The sequence below is a fragment of the Streptomyces parvulus genome, assembly GCF_014648855.1.
GTDB lineage: Bacteria > Actinomycetota > Actinomycetes > Streptomycetales > Streptomycetaceae > Streptomyces > Streptomyces parvulus.
Map to the genome: position 1 here is coordinate 275,239 of NZ_BMRX01000012.1, position 21,423 is coordinate 296,661.

General features: G+C 71.6%; 17 protein-coding genes. 8 read left to right on the forward strand and 9 right to left on the reverse strand.

The window, feature by feature from the left end; all coding sequences use genetic code 11:
• From IE108_RS24935 to IE108_RS24965, 7 genes are all read right to left on the reverse strand, one after another.
• Positions 1-1,035 (reverse strand): oligopeptide/dipeptide ABC transporter ATP-binding protein, encoded by a 1,035-nt coding sequence (locus IE108_RS24935; RefSeq protein ID WP_064730116.1) that lies wholly within the window; start codon positions 1,033-1,035, stop codon positions 1-3.
• Positions 1,032-2,069, reverse strand: a complete 1,038-nt coding sequence (locus IE108_RS24940; RefSeq protein WP_064730117.1) for an ABC transporter ATP-binding protein — start codon at positions 2,067-2,069, stop codon at positions 1,032-1,034. The genes IE108_RS24935 and IE108_RS24940 overlap by 4 nt, the downstream gene beginning before the upstream one ends.
• Positions 2,066-3,013 carry an ABC transporter permease gene (locus IE108_RS24945; RefSeq protein WP_064730118.1) on the reverse strand — a complete coding sequence of 316 codons (948 nt, stop codon included), beginning with the start codon at positions 3,011-3,013 and terminating at the stop codon, positions 2,066-2,068. The genes IE108_RS24940 and IE108_RS24945 overlap by 4 nt, the downstream gene beginning before the upstream one ends.
• Positions 3,010-4,074: an ABC transporter permease gene (locus IE108_RS24950; protein WP_064730119.1), complete on the reverse strand. Its 1,065-nt coding sequence runs from the start codon at positions 4,072-4,074 to the stop codon at positions 3,010-3,012. The genes IE108_RS24945 and IE108_RS24950 overlap by 4 nt, the downstream gene beginning before the upstream one ends.
• Positions 4,067-5,926 (reverse strand): ABC transporter substrate-binding protein, encoded by a 1,860-nt coding sequence (locus IE108_RS24955; protein ID WP_064730120.1) that lies wholly within the window; start codon positions 5,924-5,926, stop codon positions 4,067-4,069. The genes IE108_RS24950 and IE108_RS24955 overlap by 8 nt, the downstream gene beginning before the upstream one ends.
• A 316-nt stretch (positions 5,927-6,242) precedes the next feature.
• Positions 6,243-9,650 carry an SCO5717 family growth-regulating ATPase gene (locus IE108_RS24960; RefSeq protein WP_079163685.1) on the reverse strand — a complete coding sequence of 1,136 codons (3,408 nt, stop codon included), beginning with the start codon at positions 9,648-9,650 and terminating at the stop codon, positions 6,243-6,245.
• 362 nt (positions 9,651-10,012) lie between these two features.
• Entirely contained in the window at positions 10,013-10,306 is a 294-nt protein-coding gene (locus IE108_RS24965; RefSeq protein WP_064730121.1) for a DUF397 domain-containing protein, read from the reverse strand.
• 349 nt (positions 10,307-10,655) lie between these two features.
• Here IE108_RS24965 and rpsO point away from each other — a divergent pair, with 349 nt between their 5' ends.
• The 5 genes from rpsO to IE108_RS24990 all read left to right on the forward strand — a co-directional run bounded on the left by rpsO (position 10,656) and on the right by IE108_RS24990 (position 16,087).
• Entirely contained in the window at positions 10,656-10,943 is a 288-nt protein-coding gene (gene rpsO, locus IE108_RS24970) for a 30S ribosomal protein S15 (protein ID WP_064730122.1), read from the forward strand.
• A gap of 302 nt (positions 10,944-11,245) precedes the next feature.
• On the forward strand, positions 11,246-13,465 hold the full coding sequence (locus IE108_RS24975; protein WP_064730123.1) for a polyribonucleotide nucleotidyltransferase: 2,220 nt from the start codon (positions 11,246-11,248) through the stop codon (positions 13,463-13,465).
• Positions 13,462-14,841 (forward strand): M16 family metallopeptidase, encoded by a 1,380-nt coding sequence (locus IE108_RS24980; protein ID WP_064730124.1) that lies wholly within the window; start codon positions 13,462-13,464, stop codon positions 14,839-14,841. Before IE108_RS24975 ends, IE108_RS24980 begins: the two co-directional genes overlap by 4 nt.
• A gap of 26 nt (positions 14,842-14,867) precedes the next feature.
• The gene (gene dapB, locus IE108_RS24985; RefSeq protein WP_064730125.1) at positions 14,868-15,620 is read left to right on the forward strand and encodes a 4-hydroxy-tetrahydrodipicolinate reductase; all 753 of its coding nucleotides are present in this window, start codon (positions 14,868-14,870) and stop codon (positions 15,618-15,620) included.
• Between the two features lie 11 nt (positions 15,621-15,631).
• Complete coding sequence (locus IE108_RS24990) at positions 15,632-16,087, forward strand: tetratricopeptide repeat protein (RefSeq protein WP_064730126.1); 456 nt, start codon at positions 15,632-15,634, stop codon at positions 16,085-16,087.
• Positions 16,088-16,158: 71 nt separating this feature from the next.
• Here the strand turns inward: IE108_RS24990 and IE108_RS24995 are convergent, their stop codons facing one another.
• Both IE108_RS24995 and IE108_RS25000 read right to left on the reverse strand, forming a co-directional pair.
• A complete protein-coding gene (locus IE108_RS24995) occupies positions 16,159-16,713 on the reverse strand; it encodes an SCO5741 family PH domain-containing membrane protein (protein ID WP_064730127.1) in 555 nt (184 codons plus the stop codon).
• A 116-nt stretch (positions 16,714-16,829) separates the two neighbouring features.
• Positions 16,830-17,069 carry a hypothetical protein gene (locus IE108_RS25000; RefSeq protein WP_064730128.1) on the reverse strand — a complete coding sequence of 80 codons (240 nt, stop codon included), beginning with the start codon at positions 17,067-17,069 and terminating at the stop codon, positions 16,830-16,832.
• 176 nt (positions 17,070-17,245) lie between these two features.
• Here IE108_RS25000 and thyX point away from each other — a divergent pair, with 176 nt between their 5' ends.
• The 3 genes from thyX (at position 17,246) to IE108_RS25015 (ending at position 20,922) form a co-directional block, all read left to right on the forward strand.
• On the forward strand, positions 17,246-17,986 hold the full coding sequence (thyX, locus tag IE108_RS25005) for an FAD-dependent thymidylate synthase (RefSeq protein WP_064730129.1): 741 nt from the start codon (positions 17,246-17,248) through the stop codon (positions 17,984-17,986).
• A 196-nt stretch (positions 17,987-18,182) separates the two neighbouring features.
• Complete coding sequence (gene dapA, locus IE108_RS25010) at positions 18,183-19,082, forward strand: 4-hydroxy-tetrahydrodipicolinate synthase (protein WP_064730130.1); 900 nt, start codon at positions 18,183-18,185, stop codon at positions 19,080-19,082.
• Positions 19,083-19,236: 154 nt separating this feature from the next.
• Positions 19,237-20,922 (forward strand): ribonuclease J, encoded by a 1,686-nt coding sequence (locus tag IE108_RS25015; protein ID WP_064730131.1) that lies wholly within the window; start codon positions 19,237-19,239, stop codon positions 20,920-20,922.
• The last annotated feature ends 501 nt before the right edge of the window (positions 20,923-21,423 follow it).

Consider the following 21,423-nt stretch of genomic DNA (forward strand, 5'->3'; position numbering starts at 1 on the left):
TCAGCCCGGCCGGACGGTCGCCCCGTCGCCCGTCCCGGCCGCCGGCTCCTCGGTCCGGGCCCGCGCCCAGTGGCAGGCCACCTGCGCCCGGTCGCCGCCGGACAGCACCGCCGGATCCTCGTGCCGGCACGCGTCCGCCACGCCGGCCCGCTCCGCCGCGCCCCCGGCCAGGACCTGGCAGCGGACGTGGAAACGGCAGCCGGAGGGGATGAACGACGGGTCCGGGGGCTCACCGGTCAGCACGACCGGCGTGCCCGGCGCCTCCGGCAGGACCGACAGCAACGCCTGCGTGTACGGGTGCCGCGGCGCCGTCAGCACCTGCTCCACCGGGCCCGTCTCCACGATCCGGCCCAGGTACATCACCGCCACCCGGTCCGCGATGTTCCAGGCCAGGCCCAGGTCGTGGGTGACCACCAGCGCCGCCAGGCCCAAGTCGGTGCGCAGCCGCAGCAGCAGGGCGAGGATCTCCCCGCGCACCGACGCGTCGAGCGAGGCCACCGGTTCGTCCGCGACCAGGAGTTCCGGTTCCAGGACCAGCGCGCCCGCGATGACGACCCGCTGGCGCTGACCGCCGGACAGCTCGTGCGGATACCGCAGGAAGAACCGCTCGGGCGGCCGCAGCCCGGCCCGCGACAGGGCCTCCGCGACCGCCGCCCGCTCGTCCCCCGGATGACCGTGGATGCGCAGTCCCTCCGCGACGATGTCGTACACCGTGTGCCGCGGGTTCAGCGAACCGCTCGGGTCCTGCAACACCAGCTGGGCGCGCCGACGGTACTCCTTCAGCGCGCGGCCCGAGCGGGCGAGCGGCGAGCCGTCGAAGGTGACCCGGCCCCCGGTCGGCTCCACCAGACCGAGCAGGGACCGCGCGAGCGTCGTCTTGCCGCAGCCCGACTCGCCGACCAGCGCGACGATCTCGCCCCGCCGGATGTCGAGGTCGACCCCGTCCACGGCCCGCGCGTCGGCCGCGCCCCGCCGGCCGGGGAAGGCGACGTGCAGCCCCTGGACGCTCAGCAGCGGGGGTGTGGTGCTCGTCATGGGGTACTGCTCCTCACTCCGTCGTTCGCCGCGGCGCCACCGGAGGTGCCGGAGCCCTCGGCCCCGCGGGGCGTCTCGCCGTCCCCCGAGCCCACGTGGACGCAGGCCGCCCGCCGCCGCGCCCCCGCCGCGCGCAGCGCCTGGTCCTCGGTGGCGCAGACGTCCAGGGCGACCGGGCACCGCGGGTGGAAGGCGCAGCCGGAGGGCACCGCCGCCGGATCCGGCGGATCACCCGGCAGGCCGCGCGGCGCGAACCGCGAGGCCGGATCGCCGATCGTGGGGAAGGCCTCCGAGAGCGCCCGCCCGTACGGGTGCCGGGCGTCGTCGTGGACCTGTCGCGCCGGGCCCTCCTCCACCACCCGGCCCGCGTACATCACGGCGAGGCGGTCGCAGGTGTCGGCCAGCACCGCGAGGTCGTGGCTGATCATGATCAGGCCGACGTTCTGCTCGTCCACCAGGCCCTCGATCAGCCGCAGGATCTGCGCCTGGATCATCACGTCCAGGGCGGTGGTGGGCTCGTCGGCGACGATCAGCCGCGGGTCGCAGGCCAGCGCCATCGCGATCATCACGCGCTGCCGCTGCCCGCCGGACAGCTCGTGCGGGTAGGCGCTCGCCCGGGAGGCGGGCAGCCCCACCTGCTCCAGCAGCTCGCCCGCCCTCTTCCGCGCCGCGGCCTGCGTGGCCCTGCGGTGCAGCAGCACGGGCTCGGCGATCTGGTCACCGACGCGGTGCACGGCGTTCAGGGAGTGCATCGCCCCCTGGAAGACGATCGAGGCGCCCGCCCAGCGCACCGCCCTGAGCCGGCCCCACTTCATGGTCAGCACGTCCTCGCCGTCCAGCAGGATCTCCCCGCCGGTCCGGGCGCCGGGCGGCAGCAGCCGCAGCAGCGCCCGGGCCAGGGTGGACTTGCCGCAGCCGGACTCGCCGGCGATGCCGAGCTTCTCACCCGCGTCGAGGCTCAGGTCGACCCCGCGCACGGCGGCCGCGCCACCGGCGTAGGTCACCTCCAGGCCGCGGACCTCCAGCAGACTCAACGGGACACCCCCAGCCTGGGATTGAGAACGGCCTCCACGGCGCGCCCGCACAGGGTGAACGCCAGCGCCACCACCGCGATCCCCACGCCCGGCGGCACCAGGTACCACCAGTCGCCTGAACTCACGGAACCCGCCTCCCGGGCGTCCTGCAGCAGCCCGCCCCAGGACACCACCGTCGGGTCGCCGAGCCCGAGGAACGCCAGCGTCGCCTCGGCCAGGATCGCGGAGGAGATGATCAGGGTGGTCTGCGCGAGGACCAGCGGCATGACGTTGGGCAGTACGTGCCGGGACATGACGTGCCAGTGCCCGCCCCCGAGCGCCCTGGCCCGTTCGATGTACGGCCGGGACTCCACCGCCAGCGTCTGCGCCCGCACCAGCCGGGCCGTGGTCGGCCAGGTGGTCACCCCGATCGCCAGCACGATGGTGCCGAGCGAGCGGGACATGACCGTCGCCAGCACGATCGCCAGCACCAGCGTCGGCATCACCAGGAACCAGTCCGTGATCCGCATCATCACCGTGGCGTACCAGCCGCGGAAGTGCCCGGCCGTGATCCCGATGACCGCCCCGATCGCCACCGACAGGGCGGCCGCGAGCAGCCCGACGAGCAGGGACACCCGGGAGCCCCAGACCAGCAGGCCCAGCAGGTCTCGCCCGAACTGGTCGGTGCCCAGCGGGAACCGGCCGCTGGGACTCTCCAGGGGCTGCCCCGGGGCGTCGGTGACGCTGTCCACGTCCGACCCGACGGTCAGCGGCGCGGTCAGCGCGACCAGCACGAACAGGGTGAGCGCGGCCAGCCCGAACAGGCCGGCCCGGTGCGCGCGGTACTCCTTCCAGAAGCGGGCGGCGGAAGCGCGGCGCCGCCGCCGGGCCAGCGCGCGCGGACTCGGCGCGTCCGCCGCCTTGCCGGGGGGCCCGGCGGGGTTCTCGGTGGTCTCGGCGGTCATCGGCCCACCCTCGGGTCGAGCAGCGGATACAGGAGGTCGGCCAGCGTGTTCATCAGGATCACCGCGGCGGCGAAGACGAAGAACAGGCCCTGCACCAGGGGGAGATCGGGCACGCTGAGCGCCTGGTAGAACAGCCCGCCGAGGCCCGGCCAGGAGAAGACCGTCTCGACGAGGATGACGCCCGCCACGGTCCGGCCCAGGTTCACGAAGACCAGCGTCACGGTCGGCAGCAGCGCGTTCGGCACCGCGTGCCGGCGCCGCACGAGGTCGTCCCTGAGCCCCTTGGCCCGCGCGGTCGTCAGGTAGTCGGAGCCCATCTCGTCCAGCAGCGCCGACCGGGTGACCAGCAGCGTCTGCCCGTACTCCACGGCGACCAGCGTCACCACGGGGAGGACCAGGTGGTGGGCGACGTCCAGCACGTGGGCGAAGCCCTGCTCGCCGCCCGACTCCATGCCGCCGGTCGGGAAGAGCCCCGGGATCGGGTCCACGCCGACCGACAGCACGATGATGAGCAGCAGCCCCAGCCAGAAGGACGGGATGGAGTACAGCGTCAGCGCGAGGCCCGTGTTGAGCCGGTCGCCGAGCCCGCCGTGCCGCCACGCCGACCGGGTGCCGAGGAAGGCACCCAGCGCGGTGTAGATCACGAAGGCCGTGCCGGTGAGCAGCAGCGTGTTCGGCAGCGCCTCGACGATCTTGTCGACGACGGGCGCGTGGAACTGGTATGACGTGCCCAGGTCCCCGCTCAGCGCCTTGACGCAGTAGTCAGTGAACTGCTGCCACAGCGGCAGGTCGAGCCCGAACTCCTCGCGGTAGACGTCGAGCTGCTCGGCCGAGACCGGACGGCCGCCGGTCATGAACTTCACCGGGTCGCCGGGGATCAGCCGGAACAGGAAGAAGCTGGTGACCAGGACGGCGAACAGGGAGACCGCCGCACCGGCGAGCCGCCCCGCCACATACCTCGGGTACCCGCCGCCTCCGCGCCCCCGCGACGCCCCCGCCGGCCGCTTGGCGACCGGGGCGCCGGGCGCGGCGAGGGGCGCGGAATCCGTCGCGCTACTCACGCTCGTCCGCCGTCGCCCGGCGGCGGACGGCGAAGAGCACCCCGAGGCCGACGAGGACGACGACACCCGCCACGATCCCGATCACGGTGCCCGTCGACGACGAACCGCCAGAGGAGTCGCCGGAGTCCGCGGGGACCGCCGACCACCAGCTCCAGTACCCGTCCTGGCCGTAGATGTTGCCCGCGGCGGACGGCATCGTGGTGATCGACTCGATCTGGTCCGTGCGGTAGGCCTCCACGGCGTTCGGATACGCCATGACGTTCATGTAGCCGGTGTCGTAGAGCCGGGACTGCATCTGCTTGACGACGTCCGCGCGCTTTCCGGTGTCGTACTCGCCCAACTGCCGTGCGTACAGCTCGTCGTACTTCTTGTCGCAGATGAAGTTGTCGGTGGCGCCGGTGTCCTTGGGCGTCGCCGGGAGCGCCGCGCAGGTGTGGATGGAGAGCACGAAGTCCGGGTCGGGGTTGACGGACCAGCCGTCGAAGGCGAGGTCGTACTTGCCGGCCAGCCACGGGTCGGTCACGTTGTCGAGGCAGTCCAGGGTGATGGAGATCCCCAGGTCGCCCCACCATTCCTGGAGGTACTTGCCGACCGCCTTGTCGTTCGGGTCGGTGGCGTGGCACAGGACGCGGTAGTTCAGCGGCTTGCCGTCCTTGCCGACGCGCTTGCCGTCGCCGTTCGTCCGGTAGCCCGCCTCGTCCAGCAGTTTCGCCGCCCCGGCCGGATCGTAGGCCAGCTCCTGCCCGGCCGCCGGCTCGTAGAAGTACTGCGAGAAGCGCGGCGGGATGTAGCCGGCGCCCTCGACGGCGTGGCCCTGGAACACCCTGTCGACGATCGCCTTGCGGTCCACCGCCATGAAGAGCGCGTTGCGCACCCGCTGGTCGAGGAGCGAGGGATCGCCGTCGCCGAACTTCGTGCCGTCCTTCGCCCGCGCGCCCGGGTTGGTGGCGAGGGCGTAGAAGCGGCGGCCGGGGGCGTCGTTGACGCGGATGTTCTCCTCGCCCTTCAGGGAGTCGGCCTGGGCGGGCGTCAGGGACGGCGACCCGGCCACGAACGACACCTCGCCCTTGCGCAGGGCGGCGACGGCGGCGTCCTGGTCCTTGTAGTAGCGGAAGATCAGGTTGTCGAACTTGGGGGCGCCCCGCCAGAAGTCCTTGTTGGCCTTCAGCCGCACATAGCTGTCGGGCTTGTAGTCCGTGAGGACGAACGGCCCGTTGCCGACGACCGGGAAGTCCTTGTCGTTGTTGAACTTCGAGAGGTCGCCGACCTTCTCCCAGACGTGCTTGGGCACGATCGGCACGTCCAGCGCCGTCATCGTGGCCTGCGGCTTCTTCAGGCGGATCACCAGCTCGGTGGGGCTGGGCGCGGTGACCTTCTCGAAGTTGCCGACGAAGCTGCCGTTGGCGGTGGCGGCCCCCGGGTCGGTCATCATCTTGTTGAACGTCCACGCCGCGTCCTCGGCGGTGGCCTGCTGCCCGTCCGACCACTTGGAGTCGGAGCGGATCTTGTAGGTCCAGGTCAGCTTGTCCGGCGACGCCTTCCACTCGGTCGCCAGCCCCGGTATGACGTGGTTGTCCTTGGCGTCGTAGTTGGTCAGGTACTCGTACGTCAGCTTGTGGATGCTCGTGCTGAGCAGGCGTACCGCCAGGAAGGGGCTGAGCGAGTCGACGCTCTGCGCCACGGCGACGGTCAGCGTCGAGTCGCCGCCGCCTTCGCCCTCGTCGGCCGAGACCGGGGGAGCGACGGCCCCCGAGGCGAGGAGCAGCGCGCAGGCGCCGGCCGCGGCCAGGAGCCGGGCTCTCCACGGGCGGCGGGCGGTACGTCCACTGCCGTGCTGATCGTGTGTGCTCATGACTACCTGACCTCGCGTCATCGCACGCGGGAACGCCCGGCGTCCCCGCGTGAGGCGGGCTTGAACAGTGGTGAACGCGGAATGAAGTGTGTGTCTACCAGCGGCAGTCTGCGCGCGTCAACGGTCCGTCAAACCCCATGTGGCCTGCGGAAACGGGGAGTTGACCAACCCGTCACTCTCATTGGCACAGACCACTGGCGCCTCCCTGGTGAGAGCCTGGCGCCCGCGTTTCAGCGGTTCCGCCCGCGCACACGCGAAGGCCCGCGCCGTCCGGGACGGCGCGGGCCTTCGGGGCTCCGGGGGCTACGGCGGTGGGCTACCGCTGCGGCGGGGGAGGAGGGGTCTGCCCCTGCTGCGGATACCCGTAACCGGGCTGCGCGTAGGGCTGGCCCGGCTGCTGCGGATAGGGCTGCCCGGGATGCTGCGGGGGGACCTGCCCCGGCTGCTGCGCGGGCGCCTGGCCGGGCTGCTGCGGGTACGGCTGTCCCGGCTGCTGCGGATAGGCCTGCCCGGGGTGGGGCTGTCCGGGGTGGGGCTGGCCCGGCACCTGCTGCGCGCCCGGCAGCGGCGGCGCGGCGACCGGCGGCGGGTTGCCGTCGGACGTCCACAGACCGTGCGACTGCTGGTGGCGGACGAAGTCCTCGGCCACCATCGCCGCGAGGTTGAAGTACGCCTCCCGCACCTTCGGCCGCATCATGTCGAGGTCGACCTCGGCGCCGGCGGACAGGTGCTCGTCGAAGGGCACCACGACGACACCGCGGCACCGGGTCTGGAAGTGCCCCACGATGTCCTCGACCTTGATCATCTTGCCGGTCTCGCGGACCCCGGAGATGACCGTGATCGACCGGGACACCAGGTCGGCGTAGCCGTGCGCGGACAGCCAGTCCAGCGTCGTACTGGCGCTGCTCGCACCGTCGACGGAGGGCGTGGAGATGATGATCAGCTGGTCCGCGAGGTCGAGCACCCCGCGCATGGCGCTGTAGAGGAGCCCGGTGCCCGAGTCGGTGAGGATGATCGGGTACTGCTTGCCGAGCACGTCGATCGCGCGCCGGTAGTCCTCGTCGTTGAACGTCGTGGAGACGGCCGGGTCGACGTCGTTGGCGATGATCTCCAGACCGGACGAGGCCTGGGAGGTGAACCGCCGGATGTCCATGTACGAGTTGAGGTACGGGATCGCCTGGACGAGGTCGCGGATGGTGGCCCCGGTCTCGCGCCGCACGCGGCGGCCGAGCGTACCGGCGTCCGGGTTGGCGTCGATCGCGAGGATCTTGTCCTGCCGCTCGGTGGCGAGCGTCGAGCCGAGGGCGGTGGTGGTCGTCGTCTTGCCGACGCCGCCCTTGAGGCTGATCACGGCGATGCGGTAGCAGGAGAGCACCGGGGTGCGGATCAGGTCGAGCTTCCGCTGACGCTCGGCCTCCTCCTTCTTGCCGCCCAGCTTGAACCGCGAACCGCCGGCCGCCGGACGGCTGCTCTTCGCCTTCTGCCGCTTGTTGTTGAGCAGCCGGTCGGACGACAGCTCCACGGCGGCGGTGTAGCCGAGCGGCGCGGCACCCGGATTGGTGGGCTGCCGCTGGTCGTGCTGCATGGGCTGCGGCCAGGCGGCCCCGAGCCGGGGGTCGACGGGCTGCTGCGGAGGCTGCGGCGCGACCGGCTGCGGGGGGTGCGGCTGCTGGTGCTGGGGCGCGGGCTGCTGCGGGTGCGGGTGCGGGTGCTGGGCCGCGGGCTGCTGCGGCTGCTGCTCCGGCTGCTGTGGTGCCTGAGGGGGCTGGGCCGCCTGGTGCTGCTGCGGAGGGCCGTCGGGCGACCCCGGCTGCTCTGGCTGACCCGGCTGCTGCACGGGCGCAGCCGGCTGCATCGCCTGCGGGGGCTGCATCGCCTGCGGAGGCTGCATCGCCTGCGGAGGCTGGGGCTCGTGCGAGGCCTGTGGGGCCTGGGGCGCCTGCGGCGGCTGGTGTACCTGGTCCGGCCGCGGCGTCGGCTGGACCGGAGGGACCTGCGGGGCGAAGTCCTGCGGGGCCGGCTGCGGTGCGGCGGGCTGCGGGTCCTGAGCCGCCTCGGGTCGCGGCTGCACCGGCGGCGGGGTGTGCGGGAACCCGTACGCGCCGGGCTGGGCGGGGGAGTGCGGCTGCGGAGGCTGCTGCGCACCGGGCTGCGGGAACCCGTAGCCCTGCCCCGATCCTCCGGGCTGTACCGGCCCAGGGAACGGCGCCACCGGCGCGGTGCGGGCGGGCGGCGGCGGGTTCCAGGCTGCGGGCGCCGGCTGCGGGGCCTGCGGCTGCTGGAACGGCGCGGGGGGCTGCTCCGGGGCGTCGGGGGCCGGCTGCGCGGGCCACTGGTGGGCGGGCGCGGGCGCGGCCGGCGGGTACGCCGGAGGCAGCGGAGGCATCCCGCCCAGCGGCGAGGGCGGCGCGTCCTGGGGGGCGGCGTCCTGCGGGGCGTCGTGACCGTCGGCGGCGTCGTCCGCGGGATCGGCGTCCCCCGGCACGGCGTCCTGCGGCTCGTCCACCGCCGGGACGACGTCCTCGGGCTCCGGCTCGGGTACGACGCTCAGGGCGACCGGCGCGGGCTCGGCGTCGGGCGTCTCTACCGCGTCCTCGATGTCCGCGACGTCCCCGGCGTCCGCGCCCTCCTCGGCGTCGTCCGGCACCCCGGCACCCTCCGCCACCGAGAACGGCTGGTCCGGCGCCTCCTCATGGGCCTCGTCGTCGGACCCGGTCGCGGACCGGGCCTCGGCGCCTTCGTCGGCGTCCGCGGCGGCCCGCTCGGCGATCTCCCGCTGAAGGGCGGCGGCGGAGAAGCGCATGGTCGCGCCACTCTCGAGGTCACCATTGGCGGGCTCGGGCTCGGGCTCGGGCTCGGGCTGAGGCTCGGGCTCAGGTTCGGTCGGCGGCTCCGGCTCGTGCTGCGGTCCGGGTTCCGGCCGAGGCTCGGGCTCGGTCGGCGGCTCCGGCTCCGTCCGGGGTTCCGGCTCGGGCTCCCGGGCCGCCGGGGAAGCGGGCGCCTGAAGCTGGAACCCTCCCGCGGGGAAGGCCGGCACGGCGCTCGGCGAGCTGAAGTCGGTCCTGGGCGCGGCCGCGGCTTCCGCCTCCCGCACCTCCGGCTCGGGCTCCGGAGCCGGCTCGGCCTCGGGCCGCGTCGACGGGGGCTGCGGCGGCTGCGGCTCGAAACCGCTCCCGACCGGCAGCCGAGGCACCCCGGCCGGCCCACCGGAGGGCGGCGCGGGCGGCGTGAACGGCGCCCCGGGCCCGGGCGCCGGCGGCGGCGTGTACGGAGCGCCCGGCGCGGGAGTCGGCGGCGGAGGCGTGAAGGGCGCACCCGGCGCCGGAGCGGGAACGGCGGAGGGCCCGCCGGACGGCGAGGCGTGCGGCGGGGGAGCAAGCCCCGGCAGCGGCGGAACCGGGCCACGGGGAGCGGGCGGAACGGGCGGAGCGGAGGGCGGGGCCGCGGCGCCACCGTCGAAGGCACCGGAGCCACCGGACGCCCCGGTGTTCCCGGAGGAGCCGGCGGCACCGGACGACGAGGCCCCCGCGCCCTCGTCTCCCTCCCCCGAGTCCCCTGCTTGCCCCGACTCACTCGGCTCGCTCGACGCGTTCTGCGTGTACCAGGCGGGCGGCGCGTAGTCGATCGTGAACTCGCCGGTCGTCTCGACTGAGGACTCCGCGTCGGTCTGGTCATCGCCGGGTGTGGCCCAGCCCCCGCGGTTCCCGTCCCGGTCGCTGCTCACAGTTCCTCCTGGTGTGGTCGAGCACCCTCAAGCCGTGCTGGGGCGACCCTTGCTTGTCGTTCGAAGTTGTCCGAGGCCGTTCGAGGTCGTCCGATGAACCGGCTCTTCCCCCTGGGACGCCGACGCCCGGTCCACGGGTTCTGGCGTCGCGCCGGTCCCAGCCTAATCACCGCAAGCCGCACCACGGCAGGCCCGTCGGCCCCCCGACATGAGCCCGCCGGGTCACAGTCCGGCCGAAAACGACACCCACGGCCCCCTGCCGATGAACAAAGCGGGCGATACCGGTGAACAACTCGGACGGAACCCGGCGCCACTCGGTCCGAGCCTGCCCGAACCCCGGCGTTCGAATCCCGGCGGCGGCCCTACTCGGCGGCCTCGCCGTCCCGCGCCGCCGGCTCCAGATCGAACTCGCCGTCCCGGGCCCCGAGCACGAAGGCCCGCCACTCCGCCTCCGTGTACCGCAGCACCGTGCCCGGGTCGAGCGAGGACCGCATGGCCACGGCGCCCTCGGGCAGGTGGGCGATCTCGACCCGCTCCTCGTGCTCCTCGGTACCGGGGGCGCTGTGCCACTCGACGCCGGAGATGTCGAGGGCGTAGAGCTCGTCCCGCTCCCGATCCTTGCGTGCCCTGAGTTCCTGGTCCTCGGCCTCGGCCATCGCGGTCCGGTCCTTCCTGCTGTGCTGAAGAGGTGTGTCAACGAGCTGTGGCGTCACCCTACTTGTCCCTGTTACGCCAGGTCAGCGGTTCGCCGATGTACCCCCGGCACGAGTGAGCGCCCCGCGGTCCCGTGACGCGCGGTGCGGGCCCGGTCGCGGCCGCCGGGCCCGCGGACAGGGGCGTCCGCCCGGGCTGGTACGCTGTGTGACGGCCGTTTGTGTACGCGCCCCCGGAGCCTGAGCCCTGGAGGCCGCGCCCAGCGGATCCCCGCCTTCCGAGTCAAGGAAGCTCCCCCGAGACGTAGACCGGGGGCACTCGGTGGCCACACACAGACTAAGAGGAGTACGCGTGTCGCTCGACGCCGCAGTGAAGAAGCAGATCGTCTCCGAGTTCGGTACCAAGGAGGGCGACACCGGCTCCCCCGAGGTCCAGGTCGCGCTCCTGTCCCGTCGGATCTCCGACCTGACCGAGCACCTCAAGACCCACAAGCACGACCACCACTCCCGTCGTGGTCTGCTGATCCTGGTCGGCCAGCGCCGCCGGCTGCTGCAGTACCTCGCCAAGAAGGACATCCAGCGCTTCCGTGCGCTGGTCGAGCGCCTCGGCATCCGCCGCGGTGCGGCGGGCGCCAAGTAGGACGCCGTGGAGGGAGCGGTTCCCATCGTTCGGGGGCCGCTCCCTTTGCTGTACGTGCGCGGTGTCGGCGCGACTTTGTAGTGTGGTATCAGACACAGCACGTACACACGTAGGACCCGACGAACGAAACGAGGGGAAGCGCGCCTCGCCGCCGCCGGTCCTCGGTAGTGGCCCCCGGGGGCAGAGCCCCGGGTGCTTCGATCGAAGACCGGCCCGCATTGCACGGAGCGCTTCTCCGCGACCGTCCCCCCGCCACACGGGCGAGGCGGGACGAAAGACGACAAGTAACGGAGAAGACACTAGTGGAGAACGAGACCCACTACGCCGAAGCCGTCATCGACAACGGCGCGTTCGGCACCCGCACCATCCGCTTCGAGACGGGACGGCTGGCCAGGCAGGCCGCCGGTTCCGCCGTGGCGTACCTGGACGACGACACCATGGTGCTGTCGGCCACCAGCGCCTCCAAGAACCCCAAGGACCAGCTCGACTTCTTCCCCCTCACGGTGGACGTCGAGGAGCGGATGTACGCCGCCGGCAAGATCCCCGGCAGCTTCTTCCGCCGTGAGGGCCGTCCCTCCGAGGACGCCATCCTCACCTGCCGCCTGATCGACCGCCCGCTGCGCCCGTCCTTCAAGAAGGGCCTGCGCAACGAGATCCAGGTCGTCGCCACGATCATGGCCCTCAACCCCGACCACCTGTACGACGTCGTGGCGATCAACGCCGCCTCCGCGTCCACGCAGCTGGCCGGCCTGCCCTTCTCCGGCCCGATCGGCGGCGTCCGCGTCGCGCTGATCCGCGGCCAGTGGGTGGCCTTCCCGACGCACACCGAGCTCGAGGACGCCGTCTTCGACATGGTCGTCGCGGGCCGCGCCCTGGAGGACGGCGACGTCGCGATCATGATGGTCGAGGCCGAGGCCACCGAGAAGACCGTCAAGCTCGTCGAGGGCGGCGCCGAGGCCCCCACCGAGGAGGTCGTCGCCGCCGGTCTCGAGGCCGCGAAGCCCTTCATCAAGGTGCTGTGCCGCGCCCAGGCCGACCTCGCCGCCAAGGCCGCCAAGCCGACCGGCGAGTTCCCGGTCTTCCTGGACTACCAGGACGACGTCCTGGAGGCCCTCGCCGGCGCCGTCAAGCCCGAGCTGTCCCAGGCGCTCACCATCGCCGGCAAGCAGGAGCGCGAGGCCGAGCTGGACCGCGTCAAGACGCTCGCCGCCGAGAAGCTCCTCCCGGAGTTCGAGGGCCGCGAGAAGGAGATCTCCGCCGCGTACCGCTCGCTGACCAAGTCCCTGGTCCGTGAGCGCGTCATCAAGGAGAAGAAGCGCATCGACGGCCGCGGTGTCACCGACATCCGCACCCTGGCCGCCGAGGTCGAGGCCATCCCGCGCGTGCACGGTTCCGCGCTGTTCGAGCGTGGCGAGACCCAGATCCTGGGCGTCACCACCCTCAACATGCTCCGCATGGAGCAGCAGCTGGACACCCTCTCCCCGGTGACCCGCAAGCGCTACATGCACAACTACAACTTCCCGCCGTACTCCGTCGGCGAGACCGGCCGCGTCGGCTCCCCGAAGCGCCGCGAGATCGGCCACGGCGCCCTCGCCGAGCGCGCCATCGTGCCGGTGCTGCCGACGCGCGAGGAGTTCCCCTACGCGATCCGCCAGGTGTCCGAGGCCCTCGGCTCCAACGGTTCGACGTCCATGGGCTCGGTCTGCGCCTCCACCATGTCGCTGCTGAACGCCGGTGTGCCGCTGAAGGCCCCCGTCGCCGGTATCGCCATGGGCCTGATCTCCCAGGAGATCAACGGCGAGACGCACTACGTCGCCCTCACCGACATCCTCGGTGCGGAGGACGCCTTCGGCGACATGGACTTCAAGGTCGCCGGCACCAAGGAGTTCGTGACCGCCCTCCAGCTGGACACCAAGCTGGACGGCATCCCCGCCTCCGTCCTGGCCGCCGCCCTCAAGCAGGCCCGTGACGCCCGCCTCCACATCCTCGACGTGATGATGGAAGCGATCGACACGCCGGACGAGATGTCCCCGAACGCGCCGCGGATCATCACCGTGAAGATCCCGGTCGACAAGATCGGCGAGGTCATCGGCCCCAAGGGCAAGATGATCAACCAGATCCAGGAGGACACGGGCGCCGACATCACGATCGAGGACGACGGCACCATCTACATCGGTGCCGCCGACGGCCCGGCCGCCGAGGCCGCCCGCGCCACGATCAACGGCATCGCCAACCCGACCATGCCCGAGGTCGGCGAGCGCTACCTGGGCACGGTCGTGAAGACGACCACCTTCGGCGCGTTCGTCTCCCTGCTGCCCGGCAAGGACGGTCTGCTGCACATCTCGCAGATCCGCAAGCTCGCCGGCGGCAAGCGCGTGGAGAACGTCGAGGACGTCCTCGGTGTGGGCCAGAAGGTCCAGGTCGAGATCGCCGAGATCGACTCGCGCGGCAAGCTCTCCCTGATCCCCGTGGTCGAGGGCGAAGAAGGCGGCGAAGACAAGAAGGACGACGGCGACAAGTGACGCCCCGTGGCTCCCAGGCGACGGCCCGCACCTCCTCGGAGGCGCGGGCCGTCGCCCGTACCCAAACCCTGATCAAGGGCGAGCACGGCACCGGCACGGTCCGCCGGACCACCCTCCCGGGCGGCCTGCGCATCGTCACCGAGACCCTGCCCACGGTCCGCTCGGCGACCTTCGGCATCTGGGCCCACGTCGGCTCCCGCGACGAGACCCCGGCGCTGAACGGCGCCACCCACTACCTGGAGCACCTGCTCTTCAAGGGCACCCGCAAGCGCAGCGCCCTGGACATCTCCGCCGCCCTCGACGCCGTCGGCGGCGAGATGAACGCGTTCACGGCGAAGGAGTACACGTGCTACTACGCGCGCGTGCTCGACACCGACCTGCCCCTCGCCATCGACGTCGTCTGCGACATGCTGACCGGCTCACTGATCCAGGAGGAGGACGTCGACGTCGAACGCGGCGCCATCCTCGAAGAGATCGCGATGACCGAGGACGACCCCGGCGACTGCGTGCACGACCTCTTCGCGCACACCATGTTCGGCGACAGCGCCCTCGGCCGCCCCGTCCTCGGCACCGTGGACACGGTCAACGCCCTCAACGCCGACCGCATCCGCCGCTTCTACCGGAAGCACTACGACCCCACCCACCTGGTGGTCGCCGCGGCCGGCAACGTCGACCACAACAAGGTCGTACGCCAGGTCAGGGCCGCCTTCGAGAAGGCCGGCGCCTTCCGGGAGCCGGTCGCCGCGCCCGTCGCCCCGCGCGACGGACGGCGCACCGTCCGGGCCGCCGGGCGCATGGAGCTGATCGGCCGCAGGACCGAGCAGGCCCACGTCATCCTCGGCATGCCGGGCCTGGCCCGCACCGACGACCGGCGCTGGGCGATGGGCGTGCTCAACACCGCCCTGGGCGGCGGCATGTCCTCGCGCCTGTTCCAGGAGGTCCGCGAGAAGCGCGGCCTGGCCTACAGCGTGTACTCGTACACCTCGGGCTTCGCCGACTGCGGCCTCTTCGGCGTCTACGCCGGCTGCCGGCCCTCCCAGGTGCACGACGTGCTGAAGATCTGCCGCGACGAACTCGACCACGTCGCCGAGCACGGCCTCACCGACGAGGAGATCGGCCGGGCCGTCGGCCAGCTCCAGGGCTCCACGGTCCTCGGCCTGGAGGACACCGGCGCGCTGATGAACCGCATCGGCAAGAGCGAGCTGTGCTGGGGCGAGCAGATGTCCGTCGACGACATGCTGGCCCGGATGGCCTCGGTCACGCCGGACGACGTCCGCGCGGTCGCCCGCGACGTCCTGGGGCAGCGGCCCTCGCTGTCGGTCATCGGCCCGCTCAAGGACAAGCAGGCGTCCCGGCTGCACGACGCCGTCGCCTAACGATCCCCGGTAAGGAAGCAAGAGACATGAGCAAGCTGCGCGTGGCCGTCCTCGGTGCCAGGGGCCGGATCGGCTCCGAGGCGGTACGGGCGGTCGAGGCCGCCGAGGACATGGAACTGGTCGCGGCCCTCGGCCGGGACGACAGCCTGGACACGCTGGCCGGCACCGGCGCCCAGGTCGCCGTCGAGCTGACCACCCCCGACTCGGTGATGGACAACCTCGAGTACTGCGTGGGCCACGGCATCCACGCCGTCGTCGGCACCACCGGCTGGACCGACGAGCGGCTGACGCGGCTGCACTCCTGGCTCGACGCCTCCCCGGAGACGGGCGTCCTCATCGCGCCCAACTTCTCCATCGGCGCCGTACTCACCATGAAGTTCGCGCAGCTCGCCGCCCCGTACTTCGAGTCCGTCGAGGTCGTCGAGCTGCACCACCCGAACAAGGTGGACGCCCCCAGCGGCACCGCCACCCGCACCGCCCAGCTCATCGCCGAGGCCCGGCAGAAGGCAGGCTCCGCCCCGGCGCCCGACGCCACTGCCACCGCCCTCGACGGTGCCCGCGGCGCGGACGTGGACGGCGTCCCGGTCCACGCGATCCGCCTGCGCGGCCTCCTCGCCCACCAGGAGGTCCTGCTCGGCGGCGAGGGCGAGACCCTCACCGTCCGGCACGACTCCCTGCACCACAGCAGCTTCATGCCGGGCATCCTGCTGGGCGCCCGCAGGGTGGTCACCACCCCGGGCCTCACGTTCGGCCTGGAACACTTCCTGGACCTGAACTGAGCCCCTGACCCATGCGCGCGAAGATCTCCTACCTCGTCACCGCCGCCGTCCTGGTCTTCTACTTCGTCCTGGCCGGCGGCCGCGGCGTGATGCTCATCGAGGCCGGCACGCCCCTGACCGTCGCGTTCGGCGTCGCGGTGCTGATCCTGCCGGTCATCGGCGTCTGGTTCCTCTGGAAGAACACCCAGTTCGTCCGCAGGGCCAACCGGCTCGCCGCCGAACTCGACGCCGAGGGCGGGCTGCCCGTGGACGACCTGAAGCGCGCCCCCAGCGGCCGGGTGGACCGGGAGTCCGCGGACGAGGTCTTCGCCCTGCGCAAGGCCGAGACGGAGGACGCCCCGGACGACTGGCGCAGCTGGTTCCGGCTCGCCGTCGCCTACCACGACGCCCGGGACACCCCGCGGGCCCGCAAGGCGATGCAGCGGGCGATCGCCCTGCACGACGGCAAGCCCGTCCAGGCGGCCTGAACAGACGGCGAATGCCGGGGCCCCGACCGCACCGCCGCGGTCGGGGCCCCGGCATTCGCCGTTCTCGCAGCTCAGTCCCGCCGGTACTCGGCGGCCCAGGCCTCCACGGCGTCGGCCGCCCGGTCGAAGGCGCCGTCACGGGCGAGGAAGTCGGCGTTGTGCGTGGTCAGCAGCGGCGGCAGCGGCTCGGCGGACCGGCCCTGCCGGACCAGGAGCAGCGCCTGCCCCTGCACCGTGCGCGGCAGCCCGAGCCAGCGCACCGGCTGCTGCACGGTGCGCACGCTGGCCACCTGCTGCCAGGCGACCGTGCGGGTGCCGGGGAAGCCCACCTGCCGCACCCCGTGCGCGCTCACCCACACGCCCATGCGCAGCATCCGCAGGGCGCAGGCGATGACGACGGCCGCGATGCCGAAGACGACGCCGGCCGAGGACAGCGTGCCCGTCGCGGCGATGATGACCGCCGCGAACAGTACGAACGAGGCGAGTAGCAGCAGTACCGCGGCCGCCCCCACCCGCCAGGGCCCCGGCCGGTAGGGCCGGCGCCACAGGTCGCGGTCGTCGTACGGCAGCGCGACGTCGTCGGCCGCGTCGAAGGCGCGGTCGGCGGTCAGGAAGGGCAGGGGCACGGCTGGTCCTCACTCGTTCCATGGCAAGTGCTGTGCCCGGTGAGGCTACCGACCTGTGTCTCCGCTCACCACTCTCGGGGGTCCGGACGGAGTCCGCCCGGCCGTCCCCGGTCCGTCTAGCGTCCCTCGGACGCCTGCGACGGCTGCTTGTGCGGCGCGGGCTGGTCGGTGGACAGGGCGGGCATCCCGATCAGCAGGGAGCCCGCGATCCCGGCGACCAGGGTGAGACCGAGCAGCCATCGCCCGGCCTGCTGGCCGAAGGACGCCCGCTCGCGGGGCGGGGGTGTGACATTGCTGCGGAACCTGTCGGCTTCGGCGACGAAGGCGAACGGCACGGGTTCACGCCGGCGGATCATGGAGCTGCGTCTCCCTTCCGGGACTTGGTGCTTCGCTGTTACTCATACAGACGAACGAACGCCCCTCCAGGTGCCCTGTTTCACCGACTTCATTGCGGCACGGCACTGAAAGCCCCGATACGAGGGGGCCGTAGAGTGGCCCCGCCACATGCCGAGACGGGAAGGCCCTGCACACCGTGACCGACACACCCCCCGACGATTCCAAGATCGAACTCCGTAGCGACGTCACCGTCGAGCTGGTCAAGAACAGTGCGACCGACTCCGACGTGCTGTTCGCCGCCCGCGTCTCCACCGTCGGGGAGCAGTCCCTGGCGGAGCTGGACAAGGACCCGGAGCGCTCCAAGGGCCTGATCAACTACCTCATGCGGGACCGGCACGGCAGCCCGTTCGAGCACAACTCGATGACCTTCTTCATCAGCGCCCCGATCTTCGTCTTCCGCGAGTTCATGCGGCACCGCGTCGGCTGGTCGTACAACGAGGAATCGGGCCGCTACCGGGAGCTGCAGCCGGTCTTCTACGTCCCGGACACCTCCCGCAAGCTCGTCCAGCAGGGCCGCCCCGGCAAGTACGTCTTCGTCGAGGGCAGTCCGGAGCAGTACGAGCTGGTGGGCGGCGCCATGGAGGACTCCTACCGCCAGGCCTACGCGACCTACCGCCGGATGCTCGACGCCGGCGTCGCCCGCGAGGTGGCCCGCGCGGTGCTCCCCGTCGGCCTGTACTCCTCGATGTACGCCACCTGCAACGCCCGCTCGCTGATGCACTTCCTGGGCCTGCGCACCCAGCACGAGCTGGCGAAGGTGCCCTCCTTCCCGCAGCGGGAGATCGAGATGGTCGGCGAGAAGATGGAGGCGGAGTGGGCCCGGCTGATGCCGCTCACCCACGCCGCGTTCAACGCCAACGGCCGCGTCGCCCCGTAGCCTGCCCGGGGCCGGGCACACATGTACGCATCAGCCGTGCGAAGTGTCCGTATTGCGACGTTTGTAGACCTTCATCTAGCCTGATCAAAGGGACCCGGCACTGCTTGAACCCCCGAGCAGGCAGTGCCGGGATCCTCCTTCGTCCCGACGGGCCCTAAGGCAGACCCCGCCCTGAGCAACGAGTAGCGTGTAACCCATGGCTCCGACCTCCACTCCGCAGACCCCCTTCGGGCGGGTCCTCACCGCCATGGTCACGCCCTTCACGGCGGACGGCGCACTCGACCTCGACGGCGCCCAGCGGCTCGCCACCCACCTGGTGGACGCAGGCAACGACGGCCTGATCGTCAACGGCACCACCGGCGAGTCCCCCACCACCAGCGACGCGGAGAAAACGGACCTCGTACGAGCCGTCCTGGAGGCAGTCGGCGACCGGGCCCACGTCGTCGCCGGCGTCGGCACCAACAACACCCAGCACAGCATCGAGCTGGCCCGCGCCGCCGAGCGCGCCGGAGCCCACGGCCTCCTGCTGGTCACGCCGTACTACAACAAGCCCCCGCAAGAGGGCCTCTACCTGCACTTCACGACGATCGCCGACGCCGCCGAGCTGCCGGTCATGCTCTACGACATCCCCGGCCGCAGCGGCGTCCCGATCAACACCGAGACCCTGGTCCGCCTCGCGGAGCACCCCCGGATCGTCGCGAACAAGGACGCCAAGGGCGACCTCGGCCGCGCCAGCTGGGCCATCGCCCGCTCCGGCCTCGCCTGGTACTCCGGCGACGACATGCTGAACCTGCCGCTGCTCTCCGTGGGCGCCGTCGGCTTCGTCTCCGTCGTGGGCCATGTCGTCACCCCCGAACTGCGCGCCATGGTGGACGCGCACGTCGCCGGTGACGTACAGAAGGCACTGGAGATCCACCAGAAGCTGCTCCCGGTCTTCACCGGCATGTTCCGCACCCAGGGCGTGATGACCGCCAAGGCCGCGCTCGCCCTCCAGGGACTGCCCGCCGGACCGCTGCGCGCACCGATGGTCGGTCTCGTGCCCGAGGAGACCGACCAGCTCAAGATCGATCTTGCCGCCGGCGGGGTACAGCTCTGACAACAGACTTTCGCACCACCGCACGGCCGCACGGACTTCACAACTGAATAGGCGGGCCACCGGTGCCCGCACCCCATTCGACAACTGCTTCTGCACGAACGTCACGCGCGCCACGTGCCCTCCGGTACGTGGCGCGTGTGGTGAGGAGAGTCTTTTGAGTCATCCGCACCCTGAACTGGGCCGGCCCCCGGCGCTCGCCAAGGGAGGCCTCCGGGTCACCCCCCTCGGCGGCCTGGGCGAAATCGGCCGCAACATGACGGTCTTCGAGTACGACGGCCGTCTGCTGATCGTCGACTGCGGAGTGCTCTTCCCCGAGGAGGAGCAGCCCGGAATCGACCTGATCCTGCCGGACTTCTCGTCCATCCGGGACCGCCTCGACGACATCGAGGGCATCGTCCTCACCCATGGTCACGAGGACCACATCGGCGGCGTCCCCTTCCTGCTGCGCGAGAAGCCGGACATCCCGCTGATCGGCTCCAAGCTGACCCTCGCCCTCATCGAGGCCAAGCTCCAGGAACACCGCATCCGCCCGTACACCCTGGAGGTGGCGGAGGGACACCGCGAACGCGTCGGTCCCTTCGACTGCGAGTTCGTCGCGGTCAACCACTCCATCCCGGATGCGCTGGCCGTCGCCATCCGCACGCCGGCGGGCATGGTCGTGCACACCGGCGACTTCAAGATGGACCAGCTCCCGCTGGACCGCCGCCTGACCGACCTGCACGCCTTCGCGCGGCTCAGCGAGGAGGGCATCGACCTCCTCCTGTCCGACTCGACCAACGCCGAGGTCCCGGGCTTCGTCCCGCCGGAGCGGGACATCTCCAACGTCCTGCGCCAGGTCTTCGCCGGAGCCCGCAAGCGGATCATCGTGGCGAGCTTCGCCAGCCACGTCCACCGCATCCAGCAGATCCTGGACGCCGCGCACGAGTACGGCCGCCGGGTCGCCTTCGTCGGCCGCTCCATGGTCCGCAACATGGGCATTGCCCGGGACCTCGGCTACCTCAAGGTCCCGCCGGGCCTCGTCGTGGACGTCAAGACCCTCGACGACCTGCCGGACAGCGAAGTGGTCCTGGTCTGCACCGGCTCCCAGGGCGAGCCGATGGCCGCGCTGTCCCGCATGGCCAACCGGGACCACCAGATCCGCATCGTCAACGGCGACACGGTGATCCTGGCCTCGTCCCTCATCCCGGGCAACGAGAACGCGGTGTACCGCGTGATCAACGGCCTGACCCGCTGGGGCGCCAACGTCGTCCACAAGGGCAACGCCAAGGTCCACGTCTCGGGCCACGCCTCGGCCGGCGAGCTGCTGTACTTCTACAACATCTGCCGCCCGAAGAACCTCATGCCGGTCCACGGCGAATGGCGCCACCTGCGGGCCAACGCCGAGCTGGGCGCCCTCACCGGCGTTCCGCACGACCGCATCGTCATCGCCGAGGACGGCGTCGTCGTCGACCTCGTCCAGGGCAAGGCGAAGATCGCCGGCAAGGTGCAGGCGGGTTACGTCTACGTCGACGGGCTCTCCGTCGGCGACGTCGGCGAGCCGGCCCTCAAGGACCGGAAGATCCTCGGGGACGAGGGCATCATCTCGGTCTTCGTGGTCATCGACTCGTCCACCGGCAAGATCACCGGGGGCCCGCACGTCCAGGCCCGCGGCTCGGGCATCGAGGACTCCGCCTTCACGGCGGTGCTCCCCAAGATCACCGAGGCGCTGGAGCGTTCGGCCCAGGACGGCGTGGTCGAGCCCCACCAGCTTCAGCAGCTGGTGCGTCGGACCCTCGGCAAGTGGGTTTCGGACACCTACCGGCGACGGCCGATGATCCTGCCCGTCGTGGTGGAGGTCTGACGGTCCGTCGGATCTCCGGCAGCGTCAACCAGGAGCGGGGCGCCTCGATTTGCATCGAGGCGCCCCGCTCCAGTACGTTTACATCTCCGCTCGGGCGGGCACCCGATCACTTCGTGCATCGGAGCCGGCCCCGGAGGGCGGGAATTCCGACTCAGAATCTCTGATAAAGTCGGAAGCGCCGGAAAGGGAAACGCGAAAGCGGGAACCTGGAAAGCACCGAGGAAATCGGATCGGAAAGATCTGATAGAGTCGGAAACGCAAGACCGAAGGGAGGCGCCCGGAGGAAAGCCCGAGAGGGTGAGTACAAAGGAAGCGTCCGTTCCTTGAGAACTCAACAGCGTGCCAAAAGTCAACGCCAGATATGTTGATACCTCCGGCCTGACCGTTTCTTCCGGTTCAGGTTGAGGTTCCTTTGAAATACACACAGCGAGGACGCTGTGGGCAGTCGGATCATTCCTCCGACTGTTCCGCTCTCGTGGTGTCACCCGATTACGGGTAAAC

What these genes read in the sequence shown, in the direction of transcription:
- IE108_RS24935 (WP_064730116.1), bottom strand. Translation starts at nt 1,035, where the DNA reads ATGACGAGCACCACACCCCCGCTGCTGAGCGTCCAGGGGCTGCACGTC.
- IE108_RS25000 (WP_064730128.1), bottom strand. Translation starts at nt 17,069, where the DNA reads ATGATCCGCCGGCGTGAACCCGTGCCGTTCGCCTTCGTCGCCGAAGCC.
- IE108_RS24990 (WP_064730126.1), top strand. Translation starts at nt 15,632, where the DNA reads ATGCGCGCGAAGATCTCCTACCTCGTCACCGCCGCCGTCCTGGTCTTC.
- IE108_RS24955 (WP_064730120.1), bottom strand. Translation starts at nt 5,926, where the DNA reads ATGAGCACACACGATCAGCACGGCAGTGGACGTACCGCCCGCCGCCCG.
- dapB (WP_064730125.1), top strand. Translation starts at nt 14,868, where the DNA reads ATGAGCAAGCTGCGCGTGGCCGTCCTCGGTGCCAGGGGCCGGATCGGC.
- IE108_RS24965 (WP_064730121.1), bottom strand. Translation starts at nt 10,306, where the DNA reads ATGGCCGAGGCCGAGGACCAGGAACTCAGGGCACGCAAGGATCGGGAG.
- dapA (WP_064730130.1), top strand. Translation starts at nt 18,183, where the DNA reads ATGGCTCCGACCTCCACTCCGCAGACCCCCTTCGGGCGGGTCCTCACC.
- IE108_RS24945 (WP_064730118.1), bottom strand. Translation starts at nt 3,013, where the DNA reads ATGACCGCCGAGACCACCGAGAACCCCGCCGGGCCCCCCGGCAAGGCG.